Here is a 19,602-nt window from a genome sequence, read left to right as displayed (position 1 = left end):
TCTATTAAAAAAACAACAAATTTTTGGGTAAATACAGGTGGCTGATGGACAGAGTTTTGGCCATGGGGTTTCTTGTTTTAAAATAGGCGGAAAGGCTCATTACCACCGGGAAGTTTGGGTTAAATGAAAGCTAAGTTAAAATTTCTGCGTATAATGGCTATGAAACGAAGCGCTAACCTGTTTTGGGTGCACACCAGATTAAACAAAAAAGAAGTTAGTACGCATGCTTTCTGGCTTGTTTATTTGTTTTAATTACGCTGCTCCCACCAAAAACTGCTAAACTATCTTATGGCAAAAACAATTATTGTATCTAATCGCCTTCCCTTAAAAGTACAGAAAAAAGACACAGGGATTACCTTTGAAACCAGCGAAGGAGGCTTAGCCACTGGCCTGGGATCGGTGTACAAGCAAGGAGATAATCTTTGGATTGGCTGGCCTGGCTTGTGGCTGGAGGAAGAACAAGACCAGGAGTACGTACGGACCGAGCTGCTTAAAGAAAACATGCAGCCGGTATTCTTAACCGAAACTGAAATTAAAGAATACTACGAAGGTTTTAGCAACGAAACTTTATGGCCTTTGTTTCATTATTTTAGTCAGTACGCGGTTTACGAACAACAGCTTTGGGAAGCCTATTTAGCGGTAAATAGAAAGTTTTGTACCGAAGTAATGAAGTTTGCCCAGTCGGAAGATACCATCTGGGTGCACGATTACCAGTTGCTTTTACTGCCTCAGTTGCTTCGGGAACAATTACCCGGCGCTAACATTGGTTTTTTTCAGCATATCCCTTTTCCATCGTTCGAGATATTCCGGTTACTGCCCTGGCGACGTCGCATTATACAAGGTTTGCTGGGTGCCGATTTAATTGGTTTCCATACCTACGACGACATGCGCCATTTTCTGAGTTCGGCGAACCGGTTATTAGGGTATGGTAACTTACACGGTCTGGTAGATACCGGGAAGCGCGCCGTGCTGGTAGATGCTTTTCCGATGGGCATTGATTACGAAAAGTACGCGGCTTTAGCTGTTGACCCCGAAACTATAAAACTGGAACAGGATTTTAGGCAAGCCATCGGTACACAGCGGGTTATTGTGTCCATTGATCGGCTGGATTATTCTAAAGGTATTCCGAACCGGTTGCATGCATTTGAATTATTTTTAAAACGCTACCCGGAGTTTCAGGAAAAAGTATCGTTGGTAATGATTGTGGTGCCTTCGCGCGATACCGTAGAAAAGTACAAACGCTTAAAAGAAGAAATAGACGAATTAGTTGGCCGGATCAACAGCTCTTACCGCACCATCAGTTGGAACCCGATTCAATACTTCTATCGCTCTTTTCCGCTACCCGAAATTTCGGCGTTTTACCGCCTGGCCGATGTGTGCTTAGTTACTCCCATGCGCGATGGCATGAACCTGGTAAGTAAAGAATTTATTGCTTCGAAGTATGATCAGAAAGGTGTTTTAATTTTAAGCGAGATGGCGGGTGCCGCTCAGGAACTGGCCGATGCCATTCAGATTAACCCCAATAACATCGACCGTATGGCCGATGCTATTTACGAAGCCTTATCCTTACCGGAACAAGAGCAGATTGCCCAGATGAGCGCCATGCAGACCTTAATTAAAACTTATGACATTCACCAGTGGGTTAAAGTATTTATGGATCGATTAAGCTACGTTAAAATAAAACAACAATCTTTTACAACCGATCCGTTGGCTGGCGAAGCCCTGGAAAACTTGCTCCGGCAATACCAGGAAAAATCACCACGCTTAATCTTTCTGGATTACGATGGCACGTTATCGCCATTTACCAAAGATCCGCGGCAGGCTGGGCCTGATGAAGAATTACTTAACGTTCTGGGGCAATTAACTGCCGATCCGCAGAACCGGGTAGTTATCATAAGTGGCCGCGATCGCCAAACCCTGGAGAAATGGCTCGGCCATTTGCCCGTAGATTTAATTGCCGAACACGGCGTTTGGTTAAAACGGCGGGAAGTAAATTGGGAAATGATTTTGACCCTGAACAACAGTTGGAAACGGGAAATACGCCCCATCATGGATGCCTACGTGCACCGAACGGCTGGTTCCTTTATCGAAGAAAAAGATTATTCTCTAGTGTGGCACTACCGGCGCGTAGCTAATGGCTTGGGCGAGTTACGGTCCCGCGATTTAATTAACCATTTGGGGTACATTGCTTCTAATATAAATTTGCAGGTAATGGAGGGTAACAAAATTGTGGAAATTAAAAACCTGGAAGTAAATAAAGGAATTGCGGCTACCCGTTGGCTGGAGCTTTACCCATCCAACTTTGTGATTGCCATTGGCGACGACCGCACCGACGAAGACATGTTCCGGTTAATGCCTCCCGATAGTTTTACAATCAAGGTAGGTGCCCAACGATCTGTAGCGCAATACCATTTGGGCTCGGTGAAAGATGTTCGTAATTTGCTGCGGACATTTAGTAATCTGGATATAAACGTAGATCAGGAAACACTGGAAGCTTCAAAAAACGGGAGGGATACAGAATAATATAAAATTTAAAAATCGGTAGGTAAGTACAAATTTAAAATTTTAAAATCTGTTTTCGTTCTTGAAAATACTTAATAACCTGCATTGCTGTTACTTCGGAAGAATTTGGATGTTCGTTTAAATACCCGAATCTTCCGAAGCAACAGGTTCGTAAAGTATGCATGGTTATAAAAGCAACAAAGGCTGGTTTACGCTCATGAGAAAGCTTTGCGCTTCTTTATTTTTAAGGATTCTCCATTATTTCAATCCGGCTCGTTCTTGTTGTCAGATCCTCTAATCCCTCCTTTATAAAAGCTTGATTTTTTAAAATTTTAGCTTTCTGGATAATGTAAGCTAAGGTTCCGCTAACATTTATAAGATGCTTGCTTTTCAACTTACTAAATCAGAAAAGCATAATAGTGGTAACATGTTATCCGAACGCCTGATGCCGAACCTGCGTATCAGTCACAACGACTAATTGATGCGCAATACCTGCGCTCTGTTTTCTTGTACCTAAACCAAAACTTTGATGCTTCAAAAACACACGTACGATATGGGCCTGATTGGCAATTGCGCTTACCTGGCCCTAATTCGGAAAGATGCCAGTGTGGCCTGGTTGTGCTGGCCCCGTTTCGATTCCAGTTTTGTATTTGGCAATTTGCTGGATACCCAAAAAGGGGGCAGCTTTACCATTCAGCCCAGTACATCCGCCTATAATAGTTTCCAATACTACATCGAAAACACCAATGTGTTGTGTACCGAAATAGAAAACGAAGATGGCCGTTACCGGGTAACCGATTTTGCGCCGCGTTTTTCAAAGTACGACCGCTATTATAAGCCGTTGATGTTTATCCGGAAGATTGAGCCTTTATCGGGTTCGCCGCGCGTAAAAGTATGTTGCGAACCAGTGGGGCAGTATGGGCTGCAAAAATTAGATCAGCGCCGGAGCAGCAACCACATTGCTTATTTAGGGCTGGATGAAGAAATGCGCCTGACTACCAATATTGCCTTAAGCTACCTGCTCGAAAAAGAATATTTTGTTTTAAACGAAACCAAATACCTGGTTTTAACCTATGGCGCTCCTTTGGAAGCGCCACTGGAAAGTACCGCCGAAGAGTTTCTGACCAAAACCATTAAATACTGGCGAAATTGGGTGAAAAACACCAGCATCAGTAATTTTTACCAAACCCAGGTTATCCGGTCGGCGCTGGCTTTAAAGCTGCACCAGTACGAAGATACAGGGGCCATTATTGCCGCCACTACCACTAGTTTGCCCGAAGCCCCCGACAGTACCCGTAATTGGGATTACCGTTTTTGCTGGATGCGTGATACCTATTACATATTAACGGCTTTTAACAACATTGGCCACTTTGAAGAACTGGAACGCTACTTTCATTACATCGCCAACGTTTCGGCCAAAGCCAAAGATAAGTTTCAGCCACTGTATTCCATTAGTACCGGTACCGACTTAATAGAGCATGAACTTGACCATTTGGAAGGCTATCTAGGTAACAAACCCGTGCGTATTGGCAATGATGCGTACACCCACATCCAAAACGACGTGTACGGTCAGGTATTAGTAGCCTTGTTGCCTTTGTACGTAGATAGGCGATTCATCGGGGAAGAACGCGTAGAATCGGAGAAGCTAATATACAAAACACTCTATCACATCCAACGTACCCTGGATATGCCGGATGCCGGTTTGTGGGAGTTCCGAAATTTTGCCCAGTACCATTGTTACACGTATTTGTTTCATTGGGCGGGTAGCAAAGCGGCGCTTAAAGTGGCTAAATACCTGCAAAACCAGGAAATGGCCAACATGGCCGAACGCTTAATGAACGAAGCTGCCAGCAAAATAGAAGCCTGCTACGATCCGGTACGGGGCGTGTATACCAACGCTATTGGGTCGCCGCACCTGGATGCCAGTACCCTGCAATTAATTATGATGGGCTACCTGGACCCGAATTCCGAACGGGCCCACTCGCATTTGCGCAACCTGGAACAAGAGTTAAGAACCCCGAACGGTTTATTTTACCGCTACCGTCACCAGGACGATTTTGGCACGCCCGAAACAACTTTCCTGATATGTTCTTTCTGGTACGTAGAGTCGCTGGCTTGCGTGGGCCGCTTGCAAGATGCCAGCCGGGAGTTTGAACGCTTATTAGCCTATACCAATCATTTGGGCTTACTTAGCGAAGACGTAGATGCCACTACCGGTAGCCAATGGGGTAACTTTCCGCAGGCCTACAGCCACGTAGGTTTAATGAATGCTGCTTACCGCATTACCAAACGTTTAGATATTCCTAATTTTATTTAAGTTCAGAACTACACCACCGAAGGTTACTGCGCATGGCGGTAATCTTCGGTGGTATATTTTTGTCGTAAAAAGAAAAAATTTAAAAAATTACCCTTTCCTAATTCGGGTGAGCTTAGTAATTCAGGTGCAGTTTTTTAAAAATGAAATGCAGGAGCCAGATGGGGCCGATTAACAAGAACTTTACATCATCCAAAAACGACGGCTTTTTTCCTTCAATCTTGTGCCCGATAAACTGACCTATCCAGGCAATCACAAAAATATACAGGCAAATTTCCCACAAAGGCGGCCAGCCCGCAATCCGGTGCATCTTCTCCAAAGTAATAATAACGGCCGAGAACACACAAATAACTACCAGCATGGTGAAAGCCAGCGGCACCGATAAGCGTAAATAATAAATTACCGAAAAAATAATGAGGAAGGTAGCCCAGTTTAAATAACGCTGTGCACTACCCAAGCCACTAATCTGCGGAAAAGGGATTGCCCACACCAAACCCAGTATACTAAATACAATTAAGGGTACGCACACCCAATGAATAAGCTTGTTAATCTTATTCCGGTGACTTTCGGCGTACGTTGCAAAGTACGCATCCAGGTTACTTTTTGCAGAAGCCATACCTTAAATATACTCGTTTAGAATTTGATTTACCATTAATATGAGGTAAAATTTAATAACGTGCCGATGCTTATGGAAGCATGAAAGTTACTCGGGCATGCTGGTGCTTAAACTTACGTTAGAGCAAGCAAACTAAACTATACTTTACCTAAATATAAGGTTCCAATCAGCACTAATTTAAAACTTAATTACCAGCCTGAAGCTTGTTTTTAATTGTAGTTTTTAAAGATTTTTTGAAAATTTACTTTTCCGTTAACCTTAATAGATAATCTTTATTAAAGCGTTAGTTGTCTTGCCAATTTTTTAAGAATAATCAGGTTTGACTATACTGTTTTAATTATAAAGCCGGAATGATTATAAAAGCTATTTGCGGGGTTAATGTAATTTTTACAAAATGCCGATTTGCTGTGTTTATTCATATATAAAATCTATAAGGAATATTTAGCGGTAAAAACAGCTAAAAACCAGCCTAAAGGTTACATTTTAGACCGTTTAGTTAACAATACAACCCTATATTGGAAACAAAATGTACCCTTGGCATCCGGTTTTTGTCATTAATTTTAAAAAGTGTCACCCTGTATAAAACTGTTCTGCAATCGGTATTTACTAGAGTCTTGACTGGTTTTATCACTTTTTAAATAAAACAGAACAAGCCAAACGTAATCAGCTGCTATTAACAGGAGCCACGGCAAAAATGCAAAAACTGAATGTTCACCTTAATACATGTTTATTAAATAAAAAATAGGAAGTAAACCAGCGCACTTATTGCCTGTTCGCTCCAATTAAGACCGACGGGCTACTCATTACAGATCACCCTCCCTTTTATTACGATTACATTAAACTTTTCTACTTAACTATTTATGATGAAAAACAAGTACCAGTACCAGGATTACCTCATGAGTAATCTAAAAGGTAGCTTTACCAAAGCAGGGCAGATACTGGCGTTTCTAATAGCTTTTATTAGTATGCCCGTTCTTAGCAGCTTTGCCCAGACTGCGCCTACGCGCCACTCCGTTAGCGGTAAAGTTATCTCGACTACCGATAATCAAGGTTTGCCCGGTGTAAGTATCTTAATTAAAGGTACTTCCAATGGAGTAGCTTCTGACGTAAATGGTAACTTTACCTTGGAGGCCGCTAACACCGATGTATTAGTAATTTCTTATATTGGCTATGTAAGCCAAGAGGTTACCGTTGGTAGCAAAACGCAAATCAATATATCTTTAAAAGAAGATGCTAAAGCATTAAACGAGGTAGTAATTACCGGTTACGGCGAAATTAAACGCAGTGATTTAACCAGTGCTCAAACCACCATCGGTGCCGAAGCAATTCAAAAAACTGTAAACACTACCATTGAACAAGCCATTCAAGGTCGGGCTGCCGGGGTTTATGTAACCCAGAATACTGGTCAGCCAGGTGGCGGTGTTTCGGTAAATATCCGGGGTATTAACTCCATTAATGGTACCAACGAACCGCTTTACGTAGTAGATGGGGTGCAGATTCAACCCGGAAACGTTGGTTTTGGCTCTACCAGTTCTTCTAACCCATTAGCTGGCTTAAACCCCGCTGATATTGAAAACATGGAAATTTTGCAAGGGCCTTCGGCTACGGCGCTTTATGGCTCCCGGGGTACCAACGGGGTAGTTTTAATTACTACCAAAAGAGGTAAATCCGGCGACATGAAGATTAACTACGGTTATACCTACTCTTTGCAGGATAAACCGAAACAGGTAGAAGTAATGAGCTTGCAGGAATACGCCCAAATGACCAACGAAATGCGGGTATTAACCGGGGCAACTCCTAACCTTGATTTTCAGGATCCTTCTATTTTGGGCCCTGGTACTAACTGGCAGGAAGCTTTGTTTAAAAGAGCCCCTTTGCAAAAGCACCAATTAAGTTTATCTGGCGGTGGCGAAAAGACCCAGGTTTATGTTTCCGGCGAGTATTTTAATCAGGATGGTATTGCGATTGGTTCGGATTTCAAACGTTATTCTTTCCGTTTAAACGTAGATAATCAGGCGCGTAAATGGCTTAAATTATCTACCAACTTATCGGTAAACCAAACCAACGAAAACCTGTCTTCCACTCAGGAAAATGTTATCTTAACTGCTTTGCAAATGTCGCCGGGTATTGCTGTGGTAAATCCCAATGGTACTTGGGGCGGGGCTGACGAAACCAACGGAGCTGCCGTACAATATACGCCTTTAAACCCGATTGCCATGGCTAACATTGTACAGAACGATTTAATCAGAAGAGGGGTAATTGGAGGTTTAAATGCCGACGTTAATATCTTTAAAGGATTAACTTTCCGGACTTCCGTAAGTGGTAATGCTACTTTTGGCAGATCTAATTATTTTGTGCCGTCTTACCAGATTGGTGGCCGTAACAACCCAACGGCTACTTTAAATGCCGGCAACTCTACTAATACTTACTGGAACTGGAACCAGTTATTACAATACAACACTACTATTGGTAAGCACGCTATTAATGCAATGGCCAGCCACGAATCGCAGTCTGGTAGATACGAAGATATGTCGGGTCAAAGACAAGGCTTTTTATCTAACGATTTTCCGGTGTTAAGAGCGGGTAATACGCAAGGCCAAACCAACAACAGTAACTTAAGCGACTGGTCTTTGGAGTCTTACTTAGGTCGGGTGATTTATACTTTTAACGAGAAATACGTATTGCAAGGTGCTATCCGCACGGACGGTTCTTCTAACTTTGGTCCGGATAACCGTTGGGGCGTATTCCCCTCAGTTTCTGCCGCCTGGAATATTTCCCAAGAACCTTTCATGAAATCACTGCCGATTATTAACGACTTTAAACTTCGTTTTGAAACTGGTTTAACCGGTAACCAAGGTACCGGCGGTATTTATTCGCCAATGACTACTATTCCAACTACCTGGGGATCGGGCTTTGTGGTAGGCCAATACGGCAACCCTGGTTTGCAGTGGGAAGAAACTAAAACCAACAACATCGGCTTTAATATTGCCTTATTGCAGAATCGCATTCAACTGGAAGGTGATTTCTACATCAAGAAAACCGACAACTTGTTAATGACATTGCCTTTACCGGATTATTTAGGTGCTACCGGAAACGGCAGTATTGGTAAACCAACCGTTAACATCGGCTCTCTCGAAAATAAAGGCTACGCTATAAGCTTAAACTCGGTAAACATAAATAAAGGCGGCTTTAGCTGGAATACCAACATTAACGTTTCCGGCTTCCGCCCTAAAGTAACCGAGTTCTATTCGGCATCGGCCATTGTAGAGCGTCAGGCTTGGTTTATGGATTACTTTACGCAACGGGCAGTAGCGGGTCAGGCGCCTTGGCAATTCTATGGTTACATCGAAGATGGTATTTTCCAAACCAGAGAAGAAATTGAAGCCAGCGCTTTGCCTACCGTAAATGGTGTAGAATTACCTATTGAAGTAAGAGACGCAAATGGGACCGTTACCACTCCGGGAGTATCCGTGGGTGATACTAAATACCGCGACATTGATGGTAATGGTGTAATTGACGAAAGAGACCAAACCTTTATTGGTAATCCTTGGCCCAAAACCACTTTTGGTATGACCAATACTTTTAACTACAAAGGTTTTGATTTAACAGTATTGTTAACCGGGTCTTACGGTAATGATGTTTACAATTACGTGCGCTTCTACAATTCCGATCCTAATAACATCAACCTGGGTCAGAATATGATGAAAGATACTTATAACTACGCCCGCGTGGGTGGCGATGCTGCTAACCCGGTATTATTAAACCCCGGCTACGATGTACCGCGGATTTCGGCTACGAACATTAACGGTAACTTCCAGCGGATTACCAGCAAATACGTGGAAGATGGTTCTTATGTGCGGTTGAAAAACGTGCAGATTGGTTATAATATCCCTAAAGCCTTTTTACAAAAACAAGGCATTGTGCAAGGTGCCCGCTTAACTTTTGGTATCCAGAACCTATACACGTTCACCAAATACAAAGGATTTGATCCGGAAGTAGGTGCTTACGTAGGCCGTGATGCGCAGGTAAGTGCTCAAACTATTGGGGTAGATTATGGCCGTTATCCGCTTACGCCGATGTACACTTTTAGTGTAGGGGTTGATTTTTAATTTTTAAAAATGCGCAAAATGTTGAAGATAAATTTAAAAAAATATACAGTTGGCCTGATGCTTTTGGGTTTACTAACCGGCTGTAGCGAAGAATTTCTGGACCGTCCGCCATTGGATAGAATTACGGATGTACAGTATTATAAAACTACCGATCAGGTTTTAATGGCTACCGCGCCTTTGTACAGTGGCGTGTGGTTTGGTTACAACGATAAGGCCGCCGTAGGAATTGGTGATGGCCGGGGCGGAACGTTCTTTTCTCCTTCTTACGAGATGGAACACGTACGTCTGGCCAGTTCTCCTACCCAGGAATCGGTAAATGGCGCCTGGCAATCGTTTTTTAACATTGTGGGTCAATCTAATGCCGTAATAAACAACGTAAATAAGTTTGCCGACCCAGCCGTACCGGAAAATATTAAGTTGCACGCCATCGGCGAAGCCCGTTTTTTCCGGGGTTTAGCTTACTCTTACCTGGTGCAAACTTTTGGTCCGGTGCCGTTATTAGAAGATAATACCAAAGTGCTCACCGACACTTCAATTGCACGCAATACCGTAGAAAGTGTTTGGGACTTTATTATCCGCGATATCCGGTATGCTTCTAAAGTATTACCGGCTAGTCCGGTGCAAAAATCCCGGCTTACCAAATATTCGGCGCAGGCCATGTTATCCCGGATGTTTTTAACCCGGGCCGGTGTTGGCTCAAACGGTACCCGTCGGCAGTCTGATTTAGATAGTGCGGCGTACTATGCTAAGTCGGTAATAGATGCGAATTCATTTAATATGTTGCCTAACTACGAAGATTTGTATTTAACCAAAAACAACGGCAACGAAGAAACTGTAGCCGCTTTGCAGTGGGTTTACAACGGTGGCAGCACTTACTGGGGAGCGCAAAATACGCAACAAGCGTACATGGCTTATTCTTCCAGCATTACCGGTTTTGGCGATGGTTGGGGCGGTGACCATGGGGCTACCATGGATATCCTGAAGTCGTACGAAGAAGGGGATAAGCGGAGAAAAGCTACTTACATGTTCCCGGGCGATGTGTATTCTTATATTACTGAAGAAGTAAACGACCCGAACAAGCCAGGTGCTAAAATTAAACGCCCATTGCAGGTAACTACCGATAACAATGGTGCTGATGCCTTTAAAACCCGGGCTAATATTAAAAAATACGTAGTAGGTCGTCCGGAAGATAACGATGGTAAAGTAGTGCAGATGGGTACCGAAATTCAGACCTATTTAATGCGTTATTCAGAAGTTCTGTTAATTTACGCAGAAGCTATTTTGGGTAATAATGCTTCTACCGCCGATGCCGGCGCTTTAAATGCCTTTAATGCGGTTCGGGTAAGAGCAGGTGTACCGGCGAAAACCGAAATTACCTGGGAAGATATTTACAGAGAAAGACGGGTAGAGTTAGCTATGGAAGGCCAATCGTGGTACGATATCGTTCGCTTGCATTATTATAACCCTACTTTGGCTTTAGATAAACTGAGTAAGCAAGACCGGGGAACTTACCGGATTACGCCAAATGCCAAAGTAAACGCTACTTCCTGGACCATAGAATCAGTTACGCCACAATTCTATTCGGTGAACGAGTCTAGCTTCTTTGTGCCTTATCCGGCCGCTGAACTCAGCCGGGCTCCTAACTTACGGAAAGAACCTGTTCCCTATCAATTTCAATAAAAGCTAATAATCGGTCTGCCTTATAACTCAAGGCAGACCGGTAAAATAAATGATATATGAAGAAGTTTACCATTTTTTCCATCAATCGCCTAAGTTCCTTGCTGCTGTTACTGGTAGCAGGAGTCTTGTTTTCATGCCAGGAGGATGATCCCACCACGCCAGCCGAGGCAAAAGCGGCACCGGTAATTGAGGCTATCCGTTCTATGGATCCCAACAAAGCCGATAGCACTTTTACGCAATCTACTTTAGGCTCAACTATTGTTATTAAAGGGCAAAATTTAGAAAATACCCGGTCTATTACTTTCAACGGGTATAGTGCTTCTTTTAACACGGCTTACGCTTCTAAGAATTACCTGATGGTTCGTATTCCGGAGCAAACGCCAACTGTGGCTACCGCAGCTACTGTTTCGAACAAATTAGTAGTGAGCAATTCCAAAGGAGATGCTACCTTCGACTTTACCGTTCTACCCCCGGTTCCAGAGATTCAAGCCATGAGCAATGAATATGTAAAAGCCGGCGAACCCTTAACCTTGTATGGCAAATACTTTTATTTTGTAAAAGAAGTAACTTTTCCGGGTGGCGTATCAGGTACTAATTTTTCAACTTTACCAGATGGTTTATCTTTAACGGTTACTGTACCAACCGGTTTTGACCCAACAAAAGGAGATGTAATTGTTACCTCCGAAAGTGGTAAATCTTTAGCGAACGCCCGGACCAAGTTATACAGTGTGGGCATGGTAAGTAACTTCGACGATAAAAATCCATTTGGCTGGGGCATACCGGCCAGCAATATCACAAACTCGGCACCGGGCATTAACCCCTTAGAAGGAAAATTTGCTTTAGTGAATATGAGTCTTCCGGGGGCATATGGCTGGTCTAACGACAAAGTAATTAACCTGGCGGATTTTGGAGGAGGCCAAATTTTCCCGACTGATCCGGCTTCCAATTATAACCCGGAAGATCCGATTGCCAATTTCGAAGCGCGTATGGAAGTAGCAGTAGCTAATACAGCATTAGAAGGAATTCAATTGCAGGTAATGACCCAAGAAGCCACCGATAAAGAAATTACCGCGAACATTGATTTAAAAGATTTCGTGCGGAGCACCGATGGCCGTTGGTATACCGTGGCTGTGCCTTTGGCAGACTTAGTAAATGGTAGCACCAAACTGGCGAAGTACGGCGATTTATTAAAAGGAAATAAAGCAGGCGTAAAAAATTACCGGGCAGTAATTATCAATACCAATTCGGCGGATGTACCTGCTACCATTGCCATTGATAACATGCGGATTGTAAATATTACTAAGTAGTAATCTAATTTTTAAAAATTTGATTTTTAGCTAACCAAGCCGTGCAACTAGTAAAAGACAGAAGCTGCGGTTTAGCTACTTTTATCTAAATAGTAAACTAGCCTTGGTACATGAATCAAGGCTAGTTTATTTTTAGCTTGTATTAATTGAATAGGAATACTTTGTGCTAATTAACCGGTTGAAAAATTTAAAATTTTAAAGAATATTGTTTTTCCTTCCTGATCAGCCACTTGGTATAATATTCCGGAATACATTATTTATACAGAAGAACCTTGTTTCAATATGAATAAATTTAAAAAACTTAAATTTGGGGGGAGTTTACTTTTGTTAGTGCCTGCCTTTACCCTCCAGGCTCAACAATCTTCGGAAAATATTCGCCTGAACCAGGTTGGTTTTTACCCGCAGGCCGAAAAGCTAGCCGTGGTGGTGGGCGAGCCTACCAGTAATACTTTTTACGTAAAAACTCCGGATGGTAAAAAAACGGTTTATACCGGTAAATTAACCCCCAGCAAACCCGGCGAATTTTCTAAAAAGCCTACCCGAATAGCTGATTTTAGCGCTTTTAAAACCAATGGCAATTACGTAGTAGATATTCCGGGAGTAGGTTCCTCGTATTCTTTTCAAATCCAGAAAGACGTACATAAAGCGGTAGCGGCGGCTTCTTTAAAAGGTTTTTATTATCAGCGGGTTTCTACGGAGTTGCCCGAAAAATATGCGGGTAAATGGCACCGGCCCGCAGGTCACGCTAAAACTGATAACGAAGTTCAGGTACATCCATCGGCGGTTTCGACGCAGCGACCAGCCGGTACGGTAATCGCCTCGCCGCGGGGTTGGTATGATGCCGGCGATTACAATAAATATATTGTGAACAGCGGCATTACCATGGGTACTTTACTCTCGGCTTACGAAGATTTTTCGGCATACTTTAAAACCCAAAAATTAAATATTCCCGAAAGCACCAATCAGGTGCCCGATATTCTGGACGAAGTGCTCTGGAACTTACGCTGGATGCTGACTATGCAAGACCCGAACGATGGCGGCGTATACCATAAATTAACCAATGCCGCTTTCGATGGGATGATTATGCCGGATAAAGCTGTTAAACCCCGCTACGTAGTACAAAAAGGTACCGCCGCAACTTTAGATTTTGCTGCCGTTATGGCCCAGGCCAGCCGGATTTATAAAAACTTTAACCGAGAACTTCCGGGTCTTTCGGATTCTTGCTTAAATGCGGCGGTAAAAGCCTGGGAGTGGGCCCAAAAGAACCCGAACGTAGTTTACGACCAGGAAGCCATGAACAAGCAGTTTGAGCCCAAAGTAACCACCGGCGCTTACGGCGACCGCGAATTTAACGACGAACTTACCTGGGCCGGTGCCGAATTATACGTAACTACCAAAAAAGACTCTTACTACACTGCCGCTAAAATTAACACCGCTGACCAGCTTACCCTACCTTCGTGGCCGCAGGTAAAAATGCTCGGTTATTATACGCTTGCCCGGTTTAACAAGAATCTAACGCCGATAGCGCAAAAAGATGTACCGGGTATACAAAAGCAATTGGTGCAGTTCGCCGATGATTTATTAGCGGGTGCCGCCGAGCGAACCTACCGTACAGTAATGGGTAAAACCGAAAAAGATTACATTTGGGGCAGCAGTGCGGTAGCGGCTAACCAAGGGATTGCTCTGATTCAGGCTTATAAATTAACTTCAGACAAAAAATACCTGCAAGGAGCACTCGGGAACCTCGATTACTTGTTGGGCCGCAATGCCGTGGGCTATTCGTTTTTAACCGGTTTCGGGAAGAAATCTACCATGCACCCGCACCATCGGCTTTCCGTAGCGGATGGCGTGGAGGAACCTGTACCTGGTTTACTATCTGGTGGCACCAACGCCCGTGCCAAAGAACAAGATAAATGCGCGGGCTACACCGCCACATCGCCTGATGAGGTGTATATTGACCACGATTGCTCTTACGCTTCCAACGAAATTGCCATTAATTGGAATTCCCCGTTTGTGTACTTAGCTTCGGCAATCGATGCTTTACAGAATCAAATAGGTACTGTTGCCACCAAGTAATCCAGAAATTTAAAAATTTAAAATTTTAAAAATATACCCCTGGTTCATCCGCGCAATCAGGGGTATATTTATATAGCGGCTCCGGGGAATTAATCCGTCCAGAAAAGTATTTAGCAAAGAAGAAACCCGAATTATCTGATTTTTAATGCCGTTTAGTAGTCGTAGCTCCTTTTTAGTTTTATTAAGCATTGTTGGCTTTTTAAGTAGTTGTACCAAAAAGGAGCAAAGTTTAGCCGATCGTAATACCCAGCAGGAGGTACCTCAGAATCCATTATTTACGTTATTAGCGCCCGAAAAAACCAACGTACATTTTACCAATTCTTTAACCGAAAGTATGTACGGCAATGTGCTGATGTACCAGTACTTTTACAACGGTGGTGGCGTAGCAATAGGCGACCTAAACAACGACGGTTTACAGGATATTTACTTTACGGGTAACATGACACCCAACCGCTTGTACCTAAATAAAGGCAACCTGCAGTTTAACGATGTTACCGAACAAGCAGGGGTGACCGGCCGGCCCCAAACCTGGAAAACCGGGGTGACCATGGCCGATGTGAACGGGGATAACCTATTGGATATTTACGTTTGCTACTCCGGAAACATGCCCCCCGAAGCCCGAATAAACGAACTATTTATCAACCAGGGGCCGGATGCGAGTGGTAATCCACGTTTTCTGGAGCAAGCTCGGGAATATGGATTGGCCGATTCTTCTTTCAGTACCCACGCTACCTTTTTCGACTACGACCGGGATAATGACCTGGATTTATTTCTGCTGAACCATAATCCGCAGTTATTTCGCAACCTCGACGATATTACCATTGCGGAGATTAAAAAACACCCGGAGCCCAACATGCGGGTGAAATTATTTCAAAACGATAAGGGGCATTTTAAAGATATTTCCGATAAAGCCGGTTTTGTCAACTCGGCCTTTACTTACGGCTTAGGCGCCGGAGTGGCTGACATCAACCAGGATGGCTGGCCCGATATTTACGTTTCTAACGATTATTCGGCCCCCGATTACCTGTACATTAATAATGGCAATGGCACCTTTACCGACAAATTAAAATCCGGCATTGGGCATACGCCCATCTACTCCATGGGCAATGATGTAGCCGATTTAAATAATGATGCGCTAGCTGATATTGTTACCCTGGATATGCTGCCCGAAGATAACCGGCGGCAGAAGCTGTTGTTTGCCCCGGATAACTACGAACATTTTAATCTCTTTTTACGGGTCGGGTTTCATTACCAGTACATGCGCAACATGCTGCAACTCAATAACGGCGATGGTACCTTTAGCGAAGTGGGCCAGTTAAGCGGTATATCCAACACCGACTGGAGCTGGGCACCCTTAATTGCGGATTACGACAACGATGGCTGGAAAGATCTTTTTGTTACCAACGGTTTTCTGCGCGACTTTACCAACATGGATTTTATTAAGTACCGGGGCGATTTCTTGCAGCAAAAAGCCGGCAATGTAAGCGAGCAAGATATGATGGCGCTGGTAAAAAGCATGCCTGCATCGAACGTGGTAAACTATGTTTTTCAGAATACCAATGGCGTGCAGTTTCAGAATAAAAGCTGGGCTTGGGGTTTAAATAAACCTTCTAACAGCAATGGCGCCGCTTACGCCGACCTGGATAATGACGGCGATTTGGATTTGGTGGTGAATAACGTAAACCAACCGGCTTTTATTTACCAGAATCACAATGAGAAATTTTTAAAAAATAATTATTTACAGCTTAAGCTACAAGGCAGCGGTAAAAATACAGCCGGCATAGGAGCAAAAATATGGGTGTATGCTCAAGGCAAAAAACAATATTTAGAGCAAATGCCTTCCCGCGGATTTCAGTCGAGTGTATCGCCGGTGCTGCACGTAGGTTTAGGAGCCAGCACCAAGGTAGATTCGGTGCGGGTAGTTTGGCAAAGTGGTAAGCAGCAGGTATTGCGCCAGGTTAAAGTTAATCAGGTACTAAATTTAAAGGAAAGCGATGCCCTAAACCGTTACGTACCAGTTCCGGAAAAAACTTCTCCTGTTTTTCAAGCAGTATCTTCGCCGTTTGCTTTTACGCATCAATCCAATAACCTAAACGATTTTAAACGGCAGCCGCTTTTAGTAAATCCTTTGTCTTTTAGTGGCCCTTGCCTGGTAAAAGCCGATGTAAATGGCGATGGTTTAGAAGATGTATTTGTTGGCGGCAGTGCCGGACAAGCCAGCCAATTATACCTGCAGCAAAAAAGTGGTAAGTTTATTCTGAAGCCCAACCCGGATTTTGCTTCGGATAAGAACAGCGAGGACGTAGACGCTTTGTTTGTAGATGTAAACCAGGATAATAAACTGGACTTGTACGTGTGCAGCGGAGGCTACAATAACTTTACACCGGACGACCCTTTACTCCAAGACCGCCTGTATTTAGGTGATGGAACCGGAAATTTTAAAAAAAGCGAACAAGCTTTACCGGTTATGCTTACCAGTACCAGTTGCGTGCGGGCCAGCGATATCAACCACGATGGAGCCATGGATCTGTTTGTAGGTGGCCGGGTTATTCCGGGCCGGTACCCCGAAGCGCCCCGCAGTTACGTTTTAATAAATAATGGTAAGGGCCAGTTCACCGACCAAACCGGAAATATAGCGCCCCAACTCGCACGTTTGGGTTTAATTACGGATGCTGCCTGGGTGGATTTAAACCAGGATAAAACGCCAGAATTGGTGGTGGTGGGGGAGTGGCTACCGGTAACGGTGTTTAGTAATAAAAACGGCAAGCTCACCGATAATACCTCAAGGTTTTTTACAAAATCGTACCGGGGCTGGTGGAACAAGCTGGTCGTGGGTGATTTTAATCAGGATCAACAGCCCGATTTGCTTATTGGCAACCTGGGACTTAACAGCCAGTGTAAAGCTACGGAAAAACAACCCGCCGAATTAGTTTACAAAGATTTTGACGATAATGGTTCGGTAGATCCGATTTTGTGCTTGTACCTGCAAGGTAAGAGTTACCCTTACGTGAGTCGCGACGAGTTACTCGACCAAATCAGCATGATGCGCACCCGCTTCCCGGATTACAAAAGCTACGCCGATGCCGGCTTATCGGATATCTTTACCCCGGAAGAACTACAAGGCGCTAATAAGTTAAAGGCTAATTGGTTAAGCACCAGTTTGTTTTTGAGCAGTCCGCAACATACCTGGCAACCAGTTACCTTGCCCATAGAAGCGCAGTTTGCCCCGGTTTACGCTATCAGTACTTTGGATTATAACCACGATGGCCAATTAGATGTGTTGCTGGCCGGTAATCAGAACCAGGCCCGGTTACGGTTTGGGAAAGCCGATGCCAATTATGGCGTGTTGTTACAAGGATTGGGGTATGGGAAATTTGCCTATGTGCCGCAGCCACAATCGGGTTTGCAGTTACGCGGCGATGTACGAAATATTATAACGGTAAACGGAACTATGTTGGTGGGGGTAAATCAACAACCCATTATGGCTTATAAGTTAAATAGGAAAACGCCGGTTATTACCGCAAAAAAGTAAGCCCGGAATGAAGTCTTAAATTATTGATTGCAAATAAACTAGTATCTTTAAGGCTGCAGAATCCGGTAAATTTAATTATACAGGCTTCAGAATTTTACTTGTACTGATTGCTTAAATGACAAATTTTTTAAAATTTCTTGTTGCATTAACTTTCCTTTTTGGATGCGCCCCGAAACAAGCGGAACCGCAGTTTAAAAGTCAGCAAATTAGCCAAGTGTTGGCCGAGATGACGGATATTATGGTGCACGATGTTACCAATCCGCCCTTGGCGGCCCGCTTTTTTTCTTACGCTTGTCTGGCCGGTTACGAGGTAGTGGCGCAAAATGATAGCGCCAGCCCCAACATGCACGGAATATTAAATAAATACCCCCAAATAGAAAAACCGGCGGTAACTGGTTATTCGTACCAGTTAAGCGCTTTATTGGCCATGATGGAAACGGCCAAAAAGATGCAACCTTCGGGCACTTTGTTAGATAAGTACGAACAGCAATTCCTATACTCTTGTCGCCAGCAAGGCATTTCGGAAGAAGTAATTACCGCTTCGTTAAATTATGCCCAGGCTATCAGTAAAAATATGCTGGCCTATGCCAAAGCCGATAAATACAACCGCATCAGTAATTATCCCCGGTATACGCCCTCAAACCAGGATGGTACTTGGTACCCAACACCGCCCGGCTATTTTGCTCCGGTAGAGCCTTATTTTAACACCATTCGTTCGTTTACCCTGGATACCTGCGTGCAGTTTAAACCCGCGCCTCCAGTGGCTTTTTCCACAGATAAAACGTCGGCGTTTTTTAAATTGATGCAGGAATGTTACCAGGAAGGGGTTGACTTGCCCAAGGACCACCGGGAAGTTGCGGCTTTCTGGGATTGCAATCCGTTTGCGTTGCAAGATAACGGGCACATGCTGGTGGGCATGAAAAAAATATCACCGGGAGCGCATTGGCTAGGGATTACGGGTATTGCCTGCCAACAAGCCCAAGTGCCTTTTGCCAAAGCCATGCAAATAAATACCTTGGTTTCTATTTCGTTGATGGACGGTTTTTTAGCTTGCTGGGACGAGAAATTCCGGAGTAATCGCATTCGCCCGGAAACGGCCATCCGCAAATACATTGATCCGCAATGGAAACCCCTTCTGCAAACGCCACCTTTTCCGGAATATTTAAGCGGCCATTCTACTATTTCGTCGGCGGCCGCGGTGGTTTTAACGCATTACTTAGGCGATAATTTTAAATATATCGATACCGTAGAAGTGCGGTTTGGTTTGCCCGCCCGGGAGTTTAAGTCTTTTCAACAGGCAGCCGATGAAGCCGGTATTTCGCGGTTTTATGGCGGTATTCACTTTCGCGATGCCATCGATAATGGCCGTTTGCAAGGTTTACAGGTGGGCGAGTGGGTAGTAAATAAGGTAAATAAAAAGCCAGGTACATTAGCCGCGGCCAAAACCAAATAGTTGCGTTTAGCCA

The 19,602-nt window shown here is 43.9% G+C and carries 9 protein-coding genes; 8 read left to right on the top strand and 1 reads right to left on the bottom strand.

Translation table 11 applies throughout. The annotated features are described in order from the left end of the window. Positions 1 to 288 precede the first annotated feature (288 nt). Both HUW51_RS24300 and HUW51_RS24295 read left to right on the top strand, forming a co-directional pair. Positions 289 to 2,523: a bifunctional alpha,alpha-trehalose-phosphate synthase (UDP-forming)/trehalose-phosphatase gene (locus HUW51_RS24300; protein WP_185272165.1), complete on the top strand. Its 2,235-nt coding sequence runs from the start codon at positions 289 to 291 to the stop codon at positions 2,521 to 2,523. Positions 2,524 to 3,031: 508 nt separating this feature from the next. Continuing rightward, on the top strand, positions 3,032 to 4,819 hold the full coding sequence (locus HUW51_RS24295; protein WP_185274663.1) for a glycoside hydrolase family 15 protein: 1,788 nt from the start codon (positions 3,032 to 3,034) through the stop codon (positions 4,817 to 4,819). A gap of 112 nt (positions 4,820 to 4,931) precedes the next feature. On the opposite strand, the gene HUW51_RS24290 is transcribed toward HUW51_RS24295, so the two are convergent. After that, positions 4,932 to 5,432, bottom strand: coding sequence for an Mpo1 family 2-hydroxy fatty acid dioxygenase (locus HUW51_RS24290; RefSeq protein WP_185272164.1), 501 nt, complete (start codon positions 5,430 to 5,432; stop codon positions 4,932 to 4,934). Positions 5,433 to 6,292: 860 nt separating this feature from the next. On the opposite strand from HUW51_RS24290, the gene HUW51_RS24285 reads away from it, so the two are divergent. From HUW51_RS24285 to HUW51_RS24260, 6 genes are all read left to right on the top strand, one after another. After that, positions 6,293 to 9,541, top strand: a complete 3,249-nt coding sequence (locus tag HUW51_RS24285; RefSeq protein WP_185272163.1) for a SusC/RagA family TonB-linked outer membrane protein — start codon at positions 6,293 to 6,295, stop codon at positions 9,539 to 9,541. Between the two features lie 18 nt (positions 9,542 to 9,559). Then, a complete protein-coding gene (locus HUW51_RS24280) occupies positions 9,560 to 11,221 on the top strand; it encodes a RagB/SusD family nutrient uptake outer membrane protein (RefSeq protein ID WP_185272162.1) in 1,662 nt (553 codons plus the stop codon). 56 nt (positions 11,222 to 11,277) lie between these two features. Next, entirely contained in the window at positions 11,278 to 12,528 is a 1,251-nt protein-coding gene (locus tag HUW51_RS24275; RefSeq protein WP_185272161.1) for a glycan-binding surface protein, read from the top strand. A gap of 282 nt (positions 12,529 to 12,810) precedes the next feature. Next, positions 12,811 to 14,604, top strand: a complete 1,794-nt coding sequence (locus HUW51_RS24270; protein WP_185272160.1) for a glycoside hydrolase family 9 protein — start codon at positions 12,811 to 12,813, stop codon at positions 14,602 to 14,604. 145 nt (positions 14,605 to 14,749) lie between these two features. Further along, the gene (locus HUW51_RS24265) at positions 14,750 to 18,136 is read left to right on the top strand and encodes a VCBS repeat-containing protein (protein WP_185272159.1); all 3,387 of its coding nucleotides are present in this window, start codon (positions 14,750 to 14,752) and stop codon (positions 18,134 to 18,136) included. Positions 18,137 to 18,251: 115 nt separating this feature from the next. Beyond that, a complete protein-coding gene (locus HUW51_RS24260) occupies positions 18,252 to 19,589 on the top strand; it encodes a phosphatase PAP2 family protein (RefSeq protein WP_228466894.1) in 1,338 nt (445 codons plus the stop codon). Positions 19,590 to 19,602: the final 13 nt, after the last annotated feature.

The organism is Adhaeribacter swui (assembly GCF_014217805.1).
GTDB lineage: Bacteria > Bacteroidota > Bacteroidia > Cytophagales > Hymenobacteraceae > Adhaeribacter > Adhaeribacter swui.
The sequence above is the reverse complement of the archived record's forward strand: the minus strand, read 5'-3'. Positions and strand labels throughout refer to the sequence as shown.